Here is a 13,645-nt window from a genome sequence, read left to right as displayed (position 1 = left end):
CATCCACGCATCGCGAGCCGATCACGGCGGCGGCCGGCACGAACCAAGCGGCATGACGATCAAATCGGCGCGCGAAGCGAATCCGCAGTTTGCCGGACTCCGCAGCCGGCTGGGCTGCCGTCCGAGACTTCATGGCGAGACGCCTGACCACCTCTACACCTCCAGGCAGGCGAATGAGCGCCGGGCGCCTTTGCGACCGTTTCCTGAGATAGGGAACACCAGCGATTGACACGCTCCGTCACGCAATCGTCTGCGAATCCCGCGCATAGTCGGTATACCCTCGTCCGTCTCCACCATAGAACGTCGATCGGTCATAGGGTGCGAGCGGCCTGCCCTGGCGCAGGCGGTACGGCAGATCGGGATTGGAAATGAACATCCGGCCGAAGGCCACGAGATCCGCATGCCCGTCAGCAATGATCTGTTCCGCGCTGGCGCCCGTGAAGCCGCCCGCCGCGATAATGGTCCCCCGATAGATTTGGCGGATGTCCTTCGACGTCACGTCGGTCTCGCGCGTCGCCTGTTCGACGATGCCGCGAATACGCGGTTCGATCAAATGCAGGTACGCAAGATCGTAATCGTTGAGACGGCGAGCCACGTAGCCGAACGTTGCATACGGATCACTGTCGGACATCGTTCCATAAGTTCCGCTAGGCGACAGGCGAAGCGCCACTCGACCCGGTCCCCACACGGATGCCACGGCATCCAGCGTGTCGAACAGAAAACGTGCGCGGTTCGGGATCGGGCCGCCGTATCGATCCGTGCGCTGGTTGGTACCGTCCAGCAGGAACTGCTCGAACAGGTAGCCGTTCGCACCGTGCAGTTCCACGCCGTCGAATCCCGCCTGCAAGGCAAGTTCGGCGCCGCGACGGAACTGCTCGACAATCGCCTCGATCTCATCGATCTCGAGCACGCGCGGCACGACCAATTCCGCTTCGACGATACTTCCGTTCGCGTCACGGATAGCCGCATGTTCGAGCGAGCGCAGTGCCGACGGCGCAACCGGCGTCAGGCCACCCGTGTTGGCCGGATGCGCCTGACGACCCGCGTGCCACATCTGGAGGAAGATGCGCGCCCCCCTGGCGTGCACGGCGTCGACCACACGCTGCCATCCGCGCATCTGGGCTTCCGTATAGATCCCCGGTGCGTCGACGTAAGCGATGCCAAGCGGCGAAACAGCGGTCGCATCGCTAATCAGCAACCCGCCGCGGGACGCACGCTGCGTGTAGTAGTCGACCATCAGATCACCGGGTATGTTGCCTTCTTCGGTGCGCATCCGCGTCAGGGGCGCGAGAACGACGCGGTGGTCGAGTTCGAGAGGGCCGACGTTGATGCGGCTGAAAAGTCTGTTCATATCGTTCACTAGTGGGTGATAGGTGGTGGATCGAATACTGGGCGTCATCTAGACCATGCCAAAGCCCACCATCCGGGCAAGCTCCGCACTCACGGCCGCGCTCGACAAGGGCGCCGCTGCCGGCGTCGACGACGAGCGGCTACTGATCATCCTTGCCGCGCTCGACAGCACGGCGAGCGCGATGAGAGGACGGTATCTCGACAGCGTCCGTGTCATGCCGGTTGCCTGCCTTCGGCGAGCGCCTCGATCCTGCCGATGGCTCGCTCCACCGCCGGGCGGCTTGCCACGGCGTCGTACCAGCGCTGCACGTTCGGTGCCGTGTCCAGCGTCAGGTCCGGAAAGGTCCGTCGCCAGATCCATCCGAAATGGGCGATGTCGGCGATCGAAAAGTCTTCCCCCGCCACGAACGTGCGGCCGGCCAGTAACGCATCCAGAAGGCCAAGCTGACGTCGGGCTTCCTGCGCGAAGCGGTCCAGCGCATGCCCGGGGGATTCCGCGGGCGCGAAGCGCAGAAAATACCCGGCCTGCCCGAATGCCGGGCCGAGACCGGAAGCATGCGCGAACAGTTGCTCGAAAGTCCGGGCGCGCGTCAGCGGATCCTCGGCCAGCAGCGCACCATGACGCTCGGCGAGATAAACCAGGATCGCCGCCGACTCACTCAGCGTGAAGCCCCGCTCACCATCACGGAGCACCGGCACCTTGCCGTTCGGGTTCAGTGCGATGAAATCCGGGTGCTTCTGTTCGCCTTTCCTGACGTTGACCGAATGCAGTTCATATTGCAAACCGAGCTCTTCGAGCGCGATCGGAACCTTGACGGAATTCGGCGTGGCAAACGCGTAGACCTGGTACATGAAGTGACTCCTGGATACGTGACTGGAATGCCCTCACTTTCGTCGATCGGCCTTTGCCTCGGAAGCACCATGGTGGAGATAAGACCTATTCCGCGCGAGCATGAGCGCATTCCCGCGCCGCTCGCGGAAGCTGCGGATCACGCATCGCTATCGAAGGCGCGGAGCGCGCGGAACGTTCGGTACGCGAATCAGCGGTGGGCTGTCGGGGCGGTTGCGAGTCTGAGGGCACGTCGTGTGGTGAGCGGACGACGGCTGGTGGCCGGATCGAAGGCGTACTTCGTCGAGCACGGCGTGCGTCCGACGCCGGCCGAGCTCGGCCGGCATCAGGCGGTCGTGCATGCGATGCGCAGCGGCGGCGATTCATGGGCGTTCGGCCACACGGACGGCACGGAAGCCGCCGTCACGGTGTCGGGCGGCGTGCGCGCCTCGTCTCGACCATGCAAGACATCGAGCAACCCTCGCCCTGGACCGCGCCAGGAATCGGCACACGCTACGCCAGGTCAGAATGTCGGTCCCACGACATTCTGACGCGATATGACTCGGGAAAATCCATTTCGCAGCATGTTGTCGAGCGAGGCGTTGCGGCTGCCTTCTGCGGGTTCGCCCGTTTCGGCGAACAGATGACGGGCACCCGAGGCGATGGCATCCTCGATGCGGCGTGCGATCAGGGCGCTTTGGCCACCACGGCGGCGGTGCGATTCCGCTATCGCTCCCCAGCCCAACCAGGCCTGTTCGCCCGATACGAACAGGCAGCCCCCGCCGACTACGCGCTCGCCGTCGAGCACCACATACAGTTTCCAACCGGTCCTGCCCCGCACTCGCACCAACCATTCGCCGACAAAGGCAGGCATGCCGAACACGCCGACCACGACACGCGCGAGCTCGACGGCCTGGTCGGCCGAGGCTTCGACGATTGCGAGTTCACTCGCGACCGGCGCGGGCGCTTGCGCGTCCCTGTATAACTTGACCCAGCTGCTTGCTGCCGGATACGTGAAGCCCCGGCCGGCCAGCATCGGAGGCATCGTCGCGGGCCGGGCCAGATCGCTCCAGAGCAGGAGCCACGCGGGGCTGCCGGCGCGACGATAGCGCTCGACAATCCGGTCGACCTGGTTCGCGGTGGCCTCGCCCCGCATGCCAAGGCCGATCACCCGGTTGAAATAGGTCAGTGACGTGCCGGGGCCGATCAGCAGGGTGGCGTCGCCCACCTGCTCGACGCTGAGGCCCAGCTCGGTTTTGAGGGTTTCCGGTGCGGCGGCGATGAAATCGGACCAGGCCAGGGCTTCGGCCTGATCGGCGAGAGCGGCCATTTCTCGGGGAGTCGGGAAAGCATTCACGATGGCCTTTCCTTACACTGTAAGTTACGATGGCGCAGAAATTATCATGCGAAATTTACGGTGTAAAGGAGAGGCATGGCACGAAGCACAAAAGGCGTGGCGCAGAAGGAGACGCCGCGCGAACCCCTGACCCGCGAGCGCATCGCGCAGGCCGCGCTGGCGCTGATCGACGACGAAGGGCTGGACGGTTGCTCGATGCGGCGGCTCGGAGCTCGGCTGGGCGTGGAGGCCATGGCGATCTACCATCACTTCAAGGGCAAGGGCGAATTACTCGACGCCGTCATGGAGCAACTGCTGGTTGGCCAGCAACTGAATGCCTCTTTGCCGCCGCTAAAGCGCTTGCGCGAATTCATGCGCAACCAGCGTGCGGTCGCCATTGCGCATCCGCGCGCCTTCATCCTGCTGGCCAGCCGGCGTTTCAATACCGATTTCGCGTTCGCGCTTTACGAGCAAGTGCTCGCGGCATTCGCCGAACTGGGTCTGAGCGCAAAGGAATCCGCCTTCTGGTTCCGGCTGATCGGCGGTTATGTCTGCGGCGCCGGGATGGCCGAGGTGGCCAGTCGCGAGCAGGTCGACGATGCGACGACGCTGTTGCTCGAGCATGCGCCCGAGCGCATCGCCTATCCGCATGTACGGGCCATCGCGCCGCATCTGGCCGTGGAACGCCTGGAGGCCAACTTCGAGCTCAGTCTCGACGTATTGTTTGGTGCGCTGGCGGCGCAGGTGGCGGCGCGGCAAGCCGGTGACTAACGGTGTCGACCAGCTTGGCGATTCTTGAGCTTTCCGGCTCGAGATCAGGAGCGTCGTACTCGATACCGACCTCCCGGATCGCCCTGAATCATGGCCGGGATGTCGACGATAAGCTGCCCGGTCCAGCGAACCAAGGCGCATCAGCCGTCGGTCCGGCTGAACATCATGTGGATCGTGTCGCGCAACCACGCTACGCCGGGGTCACCGGCGAATTGCTTGCAGCGCAATGTCGCCGAGTCCTCCTGCGTCGGCCGCGACCTGGATCACGGGTGATGTGCCCGCACCTACCGGTCCGGAAGTCGCCACGGCAAAAATTCCTGGAATGCCTGCATGTGAACATGACAACCAGCGGCCACGGTGGTTCCGCGGATCCTCGAGCGTACGGACTGGATGGTGACACTCCATAAAGGCGCGGCACTCATGTTCAATGAAACGGGCCGGTTTTCTATCTATCCGATGCCGGCTGAAATACCTGACATTGAATCAACCGTTCATTGGCACCGTAACTTCGACAATGACGAGGGGATCCGTTGGCTTCGCCAACTTGTCATCGAGACGCTGCATCACAATTGAACGCGCATCGAAAACGTCTTCTCACGGATCGTCGGCTGTCGCTTCGCGAAGCCCGAACGGGATCGTCGCGAATGCAGTTAGCTGACGGGAACCGAGGCGGAATGCCGACAGACGGCACCGCGACGCAAACTCATAACGCCCCGGGGTCGCGAAGCGTCGCTTGCGCGGCGCCTCATCGGCAAGCATGCCCTCAGAACGAATGCGTGATCCCCACGCGCGCCACGACCTGATGCGAGTTCGACGACTGCCCCGCCGAGCCGAGCACGAACGCATCCTCCAGCGGCGTGCCGGTATTCCCGCCGCTGCTCTTCTGGTACGCCACCTGCGAATAGATGCCGGTGCGCTTGGACAGCGAGTACTGCGCCATCAGCCCTACCTGGTTCCAGTGCAGCGAGTTCTCGCCGCTGCCCGTGCCGAGCTGCGCGCGCGAATAGGTATACATCGCGCCGACGAACAGGTCGGGCCGCACATAGACCTTGGCATTCGCCTCGATATTGTCGAAGCGCAGCCGCGACACCGGCGAGGCGAACGCGCCCGCGTACAGCGAGGCGGTGGGCTGCTGCACCACCACATGCGTGTAGACCAGCCCCAGCGTGGCCGGCCCGATCCCGTAGTTGGCGCCGATCCCGTAGATCTTCTGGTTGTTCGCGATGAAGTCCATGTCGTCGGGCGCGACGCTGCCGCCCGTGGTGGTGCCGGGCGAGCCGAGATCCTCGTAGACGGCGCCCACCGTCAGCGTGTTCCAGGCATAGGTCAGGCCCGCGCCGATCGCGCGATTCTTCGCGAAGTTGCCGGCCTGGTTGCCGAAGCCGTAGAGCGCGGTGGCCGTCAGCCCGTGATAGCTGGCGCTGGTGAACTTGATCGAGTTGTTGGCATGGAACGAGGCATCGGTATTGTCGTTGTCGAACGGATGCGAGAACAGGTAGCCGGCCCAGTTGCCGTTGGCCGTCAGCGGCGCGATGGTATCGGCCACCGTATCGAACTGGCGCCCGAAGGTGATCGTGCCGAAACGCTCCGATTGCAGGCCGACGTAGGACTGGTAGCCGAACACGCGATCGCCGTAGTAGATACGGCCGCTGTCCACCTGGAAGCCGCTCTCGAGGTCGAAGATCGCGTGCAATCCGCCGCCCAGGTCCTCGTTGCCCTTGATGCCCCAGCGGCTCGTGACCAGGTCGACGCTGGTCTGCTGCCAGGCCGAATGACCGCCCGCGTTGCTGGTGTAGTTGATGCCTTCGTCGAGCACGCCGAACAAGGTGACGCTGCTTTGCGCATGCGCGCCACAGGACGCGACCAGGCAGGCGAATGCCGCCAGAGCCCTCTTCTGCATTTCGTGTTTCTCCCTGTTTCGATGAATCGTGGGTCATCGTTTTCGTCGCGGGCAACACACTGCCCCGCCATCGACCGACCCGTTGCGGCGCGCAGGGTTCCGCCGCGATGCCTGGAAAGGCTCGCATGCGAAACGCTGCGTTCGACGAGATGGATGTGCGGCGCAAGCCGCCGTGCCTCGGGCACGACGGCGCGGCCGGGAACGATCCGCCCGGGATGGCGCGAATCGATTGTCATGACCGGCGCATGGCCGGTCAACGGCGATGGCGGATTTCCTCCGATCGGCGACGCATACGCGAAACCGCGCGGCAGGTCCGCCGTCGAGGCTTCAGTGCAGACCCAGCGCGGCGTCGCTGTCGCGGATCGCCTCGGCCTCGGCGCGCGTGTCGATGCGGCGCCACGGCAGCAGGTAGGCCAGCGTCGCCACCGCCAGCCCGATCGCCCAGGCGATGTCGACGCCGCCCAGGCGCGCCGCGAGCGGGCCGGTATAGACGCCCGGCAGCACGAAGAACGGCACCGAGGCGAGCAAGCCGATCGCATAGGACAGCAGCCCGCGCAGGCCCCAGGCGCCGTAGATGCCCTCGGCCGTGAACAGGTGCGTGACGGCGTAGTGGCCGCGGCGCACGAAGAAGTAGTCGACCAGGTTGACCGCCGTCCACGGCGCGAGCAGGTAGAGCATCATGGTCAGCGCGGCGAACAGGATGTCGATCGAGTTGCCGCTCAGCATCATCGAGATCGCCACCCACACCGCCGACAGCAGCAGCAGGGTGACGATGCGGATGGTGCGCGTGGGCTTCACGGCGCGGAACGAATCGGCGCCGGTGATCAGCGTGAGCATCGCGCTGTAGTTGTTGAGGCCCATGGTGGCGACCATCGCCCCGATCGACATGATCGCGATCAGCGCGCCGAAGCCGTGGAAGATCGCGTTGCCGGCCTCGTTCAGCGCGATCAGGCCGTCGGAGGCGCCCAGCCGCGACGCCAGCCACGCCCCCAGCGCGATCAGCCAGATCGCCGACGACGCGGCGCCCGCGAACACCGCCGCGATGATCGCGCGGGGCCGCGTATGGCGCGGCAGGTAGCGCGAGTAGTCGGATACGTAGGGCGCGTAGGTGATGTTGTAGCTGGCGCTGGCCGCGAACTGCGAGGCGAAGGCCACCAGGCTGAAGCCGCCCGCGTGCGCGGCGGCCTTGGGCGGCACGCCGCCGAGCAGGATCGCGGCGCTCAGCACCAGGTACAGCGGCAGGCTCGCGTAGAGCATCCACTTGAAGGCGCGGTGCAGCCAGTCGTGGCCGTAGACGGCCAGGAACAGCGCGAACAGCGCGGTAACCAGCGTGATCGCGGTGGGCGACCAGCCGAAGATCGCATGCAGGCCGCTGGCCATCAGCACCACGTCCACCACGTTGAAGGCGATGAAGGTGAAGGCGGTGGCCAGCAGCACCACCACCACGCCGCGATAGCCGAACTGCGCGCGCGACTGGATCATCTGCGGCAGGCCCAGGTGCGCGCCCTGCGAGGCATGGAAGGCCATGAACAGCGTGCCGAACAGGATGCCGAGCGTGCCCGACAGGATCGTGTAGCCCAGCGACAGGCCCATGCCCGGGCCGACGAAACCGATCGCGATGGTGAAGAACTGGAAATTGCCGAGGAACCAGAACGGCCCCTGGTCGATCACCTTGCCGTGCCGCTCGCTGTCGGGCACATAGTCGATCGAGCGCGTCTCGATCGCGGAGAAGCGCGGCTGGGCCTGCGCTGCCGCGCCGCCGAGGTCCGCTGCCGTCGTGCCTGGATGTTCCATGTGGGGTCCTTGGTCAGTTGTCCTGATGCTACCCGCCGCCGGCATCGCGCTGGCCGCCCGGTTCGACGGCGGCGCGCCGATGCGCGGCGCGGTGATGCGTGTTGCTGCCGCCGCGCCGCTCAGGCGGCCGGGGCCGAGGCCGGCGAAAGATGCTCGTGGATCGCCAGCCAGTGCCGGCCGGCGCGCGCGAACACGATGGTCTCGCGCTCGTCGAGCTGGTCCTCGCCGGCACGGGTCCGCAGCCGGGTGCGCACCGCGTGCGTGAAGATCGCCGTGCCCTCGCCCACCAGTTGCACCGCGCGCTCGCGCGACTCGCAGCCCAGCACCGTGAAGCCGTCGTCGCGCTCCCACTCGCGCCAGCGGCGCTCGTAGGCCTCGCGCGAGCGCAGCGGCGTGTCAACGTGATGGAACACGAAGCTCGCCTCGGGGGCGAAGGCGGCGAAATAGGCCTCGCGATCGTGGCGCGCGAAGGCGTCGATCAGGACATCGGCGGCGGCCAGCACCTGCTGCTCGGTCGGATTCATCGAGTCGTCCCCTTGCATGTGTATCGATGGATTGGGGCCGATCGTAGTGAGTCAAAAAAGCGGCACCCATATCAACGTGTCGATGTTTACATCGGGGTCGGTCGATGTATGCCGCCGGGCCGCATCGCCGGCTGCCGCCGGCGGCGTCCATCCGGGAATGCCCGCCCGTGCCGGCGCCGCTCGCGGGCCGGCCGGCCCGGCTCGCATGCGCGCCAATCGATGGAAGTGCGCGCACCGTCGAAACTTGGCATGATGGCGGCTGCCTCCCCACCACGAACCTGCCATGCCGCTTCAGCGCCTGCGTGTCGCCGAGCCCGAAACCACCTGCAAATGCTGCGGCGGCCCGAGCCGCCTGTGCGGCGTGGTCGATTTCTCGGTGGGCGGCGCCGACCGGATCGCCGGGCGCAAGCTCGATCCTTATGCGGGCGTGCCGGTCTACTACCACGGCTGCGAGCGCTGCCGCTTCACCTTCACGCGCGCCTTCGACGACTGGAGCCCGGCGGATTTCGCCGAGCACGTCTACAACGACGACTACCCGCGCCAGGATCCCGACTATCGCGGCGACCGGGCCCGCGCCAACGCCGAGCTGATCGCCAGCCGCTTTCCGGAGATGGCCGGCCAGGCGAGCCTCGATTTCGGCTCGGGGCTCGGCCAGCTCGAGCGCGAACTGGCCGCGCGCGGCTTCGGGCAGGTGGCGTCCTACGATCCCTATGCGGACGGAACGCAGGCCGCGCCGGCGCCGGCCAGCTTCCGGAACGTGCTCGCCTTCGAGGTGTTCGAGCATCATCCCGAGCCGCATGCGCTGATCGAAACCCTGCTGTCCTATCTCGACGGCGATGGCGCGATCCTGCTGAGCACCTTGCTGGTTCCGGAAGGGCCGATCGACGGCGGGATCGGCATGTGGTGGTACTGCATGCCGCGCAACGGGCATATCTCGCTGTATTCGGGCACCGCGCTCGGCACGCTGGCCGCGTTGCACGGGCTGAAGGCGGTGTCGTTCGACGAGGGGCTGCATTTGCTCTATCGCGGGGCGCCGCCGATCTGGGCGGCGCGCTTCTTCGGGGCGGAGCTCGCGAGCTGAGCGGCAGCGCCCCGCTCGCGCATCGACGACGATTCAGGAAGGTTCGCGCTCTCGCGTGATCGACAGCTCGAGTCGACTTTTTTTAGTTCTTTTACGCGCGGCAAGCCATTGCGCCTGCGCCATCGCCTCGAAAGCCCCCGTCGCGTCCAATCTCGAAGCGGCTACACCAGGCTCGAGATCAGTTTGCAGCCGCAGCTTGCGCGATGCCCGTGCCGGGCGATCGGAATGCCGCCGTCCGTCATCGTCGCGTCGCCTTCCTCGATCACGTTCGTGCTGGTGCCGGGATGCTTCCGGCAGTCGACCTTGTCGCCCTTGCGCGCCACGGCCTTCCCGTCGAAGTTCATCGTCTGCGAAGCGGCGAGCACCTGGCCGCCGTGTTCGAGCGTGTCGCCGAGACGGATGAAGTCGATCATGGCGGCGGCCTTACTTCGACGCGCCGTAGAACTCGATGCCGATGCCGTCCTTCGGCACGCAGCCGCCCGGCGTCGCGGGCGCACCGGTCAGCGTGAAATCGACCAGCCGCGGGTGCTTCGACTCGATGTCCATCACCAGTTCAACCTGGCCGTTGCCGTCGCTGCCCTTGAACATGTTGATCTTGGTGGCATAGCCGTTCGGCAGGAAGGCCGAATCGTCGCCGCCGCTGTCGGTCTTCGAGAAGAAGCTCGCGGTGCCGGAGAGATCGGAATGGCAGGTCTTCGAGCTCAGCACCAGGTGATAGGCCACGACCTTCCTGCCATCGACGGGCTTGCCCGTGTCGGCCACGGTAATCGTGGCCTGGTAGGGCTGGTCCTTCGAGGCGGGCGAACTCAGCGTGGTACTGAGCTGGGCCTGGGCGGACATCGATACGGCCGCGACGGCGGTCGATGCCGCCAGCATGCGTGCTGCTTTCACTTTCATCGTCAGTCTCTGTTGCCTTGTCGTGGGAGCCGCGCTCGACGCGGCCCTCGGTATTCAATGCGTCGAGGCCGCGCTCATGCGCGCGTTGTCGGTGGCCACCAGTTGCAGATCGTAATCCTCGTCGCGCTCCACGTAATCGGACGGGAACCGGTAGTGCGTGACCCAGCTCGCGGGCAGCCGGCTGTGGCTGACCTCGTGGGCGTGGCCCTGGTTGCCGCCGAGGGTGGCGATCGACAGGGGATGGGGCGGCGACGTGGCCCGGCCGGCCACGAAGGTGACGTGATGACCGCCTTCCGGGAAGTGCACGATGGCCACCGCGCCGTAGGCAGGCTTGTTGCCCTTGGTGGGGCGGCCCCAGGTGGCCAGGTTAGCCGCGCCCGCGTTGTTGTTGCCCTTGTAACCGGCACGCTGCAGGCACCAGTTCACGAAGGCCGCGCAGTAGGCCAGCTTATCCGACTTCTGCTTGCCCAGGGAGGTGGCGCTGAAATACTCCTCGATGTGCTGGTCGGGGTTCGCGCCGCCGCGCCGCCTCACGTGCGCCTGGAATTCCACCTCGGCCACCGCCATCCATGGCGCGTGACGCGCGCTCAGCACTTCGGTCTGCGGCTTGTCGCCGGTGTCGCGATAACGCACCGCGTGCACGTCCGCGCCGGGCTTCGGCTTGGCGGCCGAGGCCGCCGGGCCGGCATGCGAGGCGGCAGGCTCGGTGGCTTTCGGCGCGGTTGCGGATGCGGGCGCGGCCGGCTTGGCCGCAGGCGCGGCGGCGGGGACAGGCGCGTGCGAAGCCGGCATGGCCGCGGGTGCGGGCGCGGCACCGGCCGGTGCCGACGCCGCGCCCCCCGTGCTTTTCTTCGGCATCTTCAGCACCTGCCCCGGGAACAGGAAATACGGAGACGCGATGCCGTTCAGGTGAGCGATCGTCTGATAGCTGGTGCCGTGCGCCTTGGCGATCTTGCTGAGCGAATCGCCGCGCTGCACGGTATAGGACTCGGCGGCGACGTGAGCCGCTTGAGCGCCATTGCCGGAGGCAGGCGCGTGGCTCGGCGCGGGCGCCGGGCCGGCCGCGGTGGCATGGCCGCTGCTCGTCGCGGCGGCCGGCTTGGCGGCTGCCGGTGGGTGGCCGGCACTCGCCGGCGGCGCCGAGGCCGCGGCGGCGGAACCAGCGGCGGCGGCGCCCGCTGCCGCACTCGCGGTAGGCGCCGCCACCGGCTTGTGCAGTTCGGTGGCCGATTTCACCACCAGCGTCGGCGCGATCACCGTCAGCGCCACGGGCGGCGTGGCCGGCGTCACCTTCTGCTCGATGCTCACCCAGGTATGGTCGTGCTCCGACCAGGCCTGCAGCGACACCGGTCCGCCCGAGATCGCGGCCTGCACCTGCACGTGCCCGGTCTTGTCGGTAACGAGATCGGCCGTCTTGCCCGCCTGGCTCGCCTTGATTTTCGTGTCGGCCATCGGCACCTTGGCCGCGTCGAGCACATACACGTTCACCGACGGCAGGCAGCCCTTGCAACCCTCCTTTTGTGCGGCGGCGATCGCGCGCTTCATGGTCCTGCCGTCGAACACCTTCTGCAGGCTGGCCGCGTAGCTCTCGTCGGTCGCGTAGCCGGCGCTCTGCAGCGCCTGCGCCTCCCTGCCGAGATCGCCCTTGGTGCCGGGATCGAACAACCCGGCCCGCGTGTAGCGAGGGTTCGAGGCGAGGAACTTCTGGCGATCGCGCAGGCTGTCGAGCACGGAGTCGTAGACGCGGAACGGCGCGGTCACCCACACCTTCCTGCCGTTGACCTTCTCCCACACGGTGAAGGTCTTGGACTCACCGTGCCAGGACGGATCGGCCTTGATATTGAAGATGTTGTGGGTGCCCGCCAGCACGTGTTCGCCCCAGCCGGTTTCCTGCGCGGCCTGCGCCAGGATCAGTTGCCACGAGCAGCCGGTTTCGTCGGCGACCTGCCGCGCGGGACAGTACAGGTTCTTGATGAACTGGATCTCGTCGTCGTAGGTATAGGTCTTCTTCTCGGCTGTCATGGCTCATTCCCCACCGCGTTGCAGCACTGCGCCGTGGCCCTGGCTCACGCCGACCCAGCCGCCGCCGTCGAAGCCGGCCGCCTCGAGCTTGCCGCCGAGCGAACGCGGCGCGCCCAGGGTGCGCGCATTCAGGTCGATCGACACCAGCGAGGTGTTCCCGGCGCCGTCGCAGGCGCGGCCGATCGCCTGGAGCGTGCTGCCCGCCATCGACACGGCCTCGATGGTGCAGAGCGTCTTCTTGCCGGCAAAGGACACGCCGGGCTTGCCGTTGCGATCGAGCGTGGCCACCGCGATCTCCGAGGGCGTGAGGCCGACCACGGCCACGCCGCCCTCGGGCGACAGCCACGCGCGCGCCGAGCGGATATTGTCGGGCAGCGGGTAGGCGGACCACTGGTACTTGCCGCTGCCCAGGTCGATTCGCGAGGCGGCGATCGCGTCGCGGCCGGCGCCGGCGTTCGGCATGAACTGCCCGGCCACGAGCAGGTGCTGCGCGTCGATCCGCGCGCTGCTGCCGACCCAGAACGCACCGCTGTCGAGCTTGCCGAGCTTCGGCGCGCCGAGGTTCGGATCGAAGCGCGCCACGAAGGTGCCGAACGGTCCGTTGCGCTGAGCGGTGGCGCTGGTGCCGCCGGCCACGGCCACGCCGGCCGCGCTCACGTCGAGGCCGTAGAACCATTCGTCGAAGCCGGCCTCGATGGTCTGCTGCTGCTCGATCCTGCCGGCACTCGAGATGCGGCTGACGACGACGCGCGTTTGCTTCTGCGCCTCCGAGGCCTGGGTGTCCTGCTGCGTGACGACATAGTAGGCGTCGCCGCTCGCCGCGCAGGCCACGGCCGAATTGCCGACGTAGTCGCGCGGATGCGGGATCGAGGTCTTCCACAGCACCGTGCGGTGCCGGGCGTCCACCAGCACGGCCATCGCCGTGTTGCTCGGCCCCGCGTCGTCGTACACACGGCCGCTGATGCAATAGCGGCCCTGCCCGACGTCCCTGATCGACGAAGCCGAGAACCCGTCGGGCGTGCCGAGCGGCAGGTTCAGCGCCTGCGCGTTCGCGCCTGTCACCTGCAGACATGCACCGGCCAACGCGGCCGCCATCCACTGCACCATCTTGCGATCGAATTTCATCTGCCTCTTGCCCTGT

General features: G+C 66.8%; 12 protein-coding genes. 2 read left to right on the top strand and 10 right to left on the bottom strand.

Translation table 11 applies throughout. The features are described from left to right. Positions 1–238: 238 nt before the first annotated feature. From FB600_RS29330 to FB600_RS29315, 3 genes are all read right to left on the bottom strand, one after another. A complete protein-coding gene (locus FB600_RS29330; protein WP_036056805.1) occupies positions 239–1,351 on the bottom strand; it encodes an alkene reductase in 1,113 nt (370 codons plus the stop codon). Positions 1,352–1,563: 212 nt separating this feature from the next. Further along, positions 1,564–2,202, bottom strand: coding sequence for a glutathione S-transferase family protein (locus FB600_RS29325; protein WP_103691934.1), 639 nt, complete (start codon positions 2,200–2,202; stop codon positions 1,564–1,566). A gap of 500 nt (positions 2,203–2,702) precedes the next feature. Beyond that, the gene (locus FB600_RS29315; protein WP_145758028.1) at positions 2,703–3,536 is read right to left on the bottom strand and encodes a GNAT family N-acetyltransferase; all 834 of its coding nucleotides are present in this window, start codon (positions 3,534–3,536) and stop codon (positions 2,703–2,705) included. Between the two features lie 75 nt (positions 3,537–3,611). Here FB600_RS29315 and FB600_RS29310 point away from each other — a divergent pair, with 75 nt between their 5' ends. Next, positions 3,612–4,286, top strand: coding sequence for a TetR/AcrR family transcriptional regulator (locus FB600_RS29310; protein WP_080742186.1), 675 nt, complete (start codon positions 3,612–3,614; stop codon positions 4,284–4,286). A 763-nt stretch (positions 4,287–5,049) separates the two neighbouring features. Here FB600_RS29310 and FB600_RS29300 read toward each other — a convergent pair. The 3 genes from FB600_RS29300 to FB600_RS29290 all read right to left on the bottom strand — a co-directional run bounded on the left by FB600_RS29300 (position 5,050) and on the right by FB600_RS29290 (position 8,504). Further along, positions 5,050–6,186, bottom strand: a complete 1,137-nt coding sequence (locus FB600_RS29300) for a porin (RefSeq protein ID WP_098182699.1) — start codon at positions 6,184–6,186, stop codon at positions 5,050–5,052. A 327-nt stretch (positions 6,187–6,513) separates the two neighbouring features. Then, a complete protein-coding gene (locus FB600_RS29295; protein WP_098182698.1) occupies positions 6,514–7,980 on the bottom strand; it encodes a purine-cytosine permease family protein in 1,467 nt (488 codons plus the stop codon). A 119-nt stretch (positions 7,981–8,099) separates the two neighbouring features. Further along, positions 8,100–8,504 carry a YybH family protein gene (locus FB600_RS29290; RefSeq protein WP_145758029.1) on the bottom strand — a complete coding sequence of 135 codons (405 nt, stop codon included), beginning with the start codon at positions 8,502–8,504 and terminating at the stop codon, positions 8,100–8,102. Positions 8,505–8,787: 283 nt separating this feature from the next. On the opposite strand from FB600_RS29290, the gene FB600_RS29285 reads away from it, so the two are divergent. Continuing rightward, entirely contained in the window at positions 8,788–9,585 is a 798-nt protein-coding gene (locus tag FB600_RS29285; RefSeq protein ID WP_096752780.1) for a class I SAM-dependent methyltransferase, read from the top strand. Positions 9,586–9,746: 161 nt separating this feature from the next. On the opposite strand, the gene FB600_RS29280 is transcribed toward FB600_RS29285, so the two are convergent. Genes FB600_RS29280 through FB600_RS29265 form a run of 4 tightly spaced genes read right to left on the bottom strand, consistent with a single transcriptional unit; the run spans position 9,747 to position 13,629 of the window. Continuing rightward, entirely contained in the window at positions 9,747–9,998 is a 252-nt protein-coding gene (locus FB600_RS29280; protein ID WP_036056811.1) for a PAAR domain-containing protein, read from the bottom strand. Positions 9,999–10,008: 10 nt separating this feature from the next. Further along, positions 10,009–10,482: a hypothetical protein gene (locus FB600_RS29275; protein ID WP_227742751.1), complete on the bottom strand. Its 474-nt coding sequence runs from the start codon at positions 10,480–10,482 to the stop codon at positions 10,009–10,011. A gap of 54 nt (positions 10,483–10,536) precedes the next feature. Beyond that, on the bottom strand, positions 10,537–12,504 hold the full coding sequence (locus FB600_RS29270; protein ID WP_145758030.1) for a glucosaminidase domain-containing protein: 1,968 nt from the start codon (positions 12,502–12,504) through the stop codon (positions 10,537–10,539). 3 nt (positions 12,505–12,507) lie between these two features. Then, the gene (locus FB600_RS29265) at positions 12,508–13,629 is read right to left on the bottom strand and encodes a hypothetical protein (protein ID WP_145758031.1); all 1,122 of its coding nucleotides are present in this window, start codon (positions 13,627–13,629) and stop codon (positions 12,508–12,510) included. Positions 13,630–13,645: the final 16 nt, after the last annotated feature.

Source organism: Burkholderia sp. SJZ089 (assembly GCF_007828315.1).
Classification (GTDB): Bacteria; Pseudomonadota; Gammaproteobacteria; order Burkholderiales; family Burkholderiaceae; genus Burkholderia; species Burkholderia gladioli.
Note: the sequence above shows the minus strand (reverse complement) of the source record. Positions and strands in the feature narration are given on the sequence as shown.

Excerpts from the sequence above, each read along its gene's own strand:
- FB600_RS29275 (WP_227742751.1), bottom strand. The coding sequence starts at position 10,482 with ATGAAAGTGAAAGCAGCACGCATGCTGGCGGCATCGACCGCCGTCGCG.
- FB600_RS29295 (WP_098182698.1), bottom strand. The coding sequence starts at position 7,980 with ATGGAACATCCAGGCACGACGGCAGCGGACCTCGGCGGCGCGGCAGCG.
- FB600_RS29265 (WP_145758031.1), bottom strand. The coding sequence starts at position 13,629 with ATGAAATTCGATCGCAAGATGGTGCAGTGGATGGCGGCCGCGTTGGCC.
- FB600_RS29270 (WP_145758030.1), bottom strand. The coding sequence starts at position 12,504 with ATGACAGCCGAGAAGAAGACCTATACCTACGACGACGAGATCCAGTTC.
- FB600_RS29330 (WP_036056805.1), bottom strand. The coding sequence starts at position 1,351 with ATGAACAGACTTTTCAGCCGCATCAACGTCGGCCCTCTCGAACTCGAC.
- FB600_RS29310 (WP_080742186.1), top strand. The coding sequence starts at position 3,612 with ATGGCACGAAGCACAAAAGGCGTGGCGCAGAAGGAGACGCCGCGCGAA.
- FB600_RS29300 (WP_098182699.1), bottom strand. The coding sequence starts at position 6,186 with ATGCAGAAGAGGGCTCTGGCGGCATTCGCCTGCCTGGTCGCGTCCTGT.
- FB600_RS29280 (WP_036056811.1), bottom strand. The coding sequence starts at position 9,998 with ATGATCGACTTCATCCGTCTCGGCGACACGCTCGAACACGGCGGCCAG.
- FB600_RS29285 (WP_096752780.1), top strand. The coding sequence starts at position 8,788 with ATGCCGCTTCAGCGCCTGCGTGTCGCCGAGCCCGAAACCACCTGCAAA.
- FB600_RS29325 (WP_103691934.1), bottom strand. The coding sequence starts at position 2,202 with ATGTACCAGGTCTACGCGTTTGCCACGCCGAATTCCGTCAAGGTTCCG.
- FB600_RS29290 (WP_145758029.1), bottom strand. The coding sequence starts at position 8,504 with ATGAATCCGACCGAGCAGCAGGTGCTGGCCGCCGCCGATGTCCTGATC.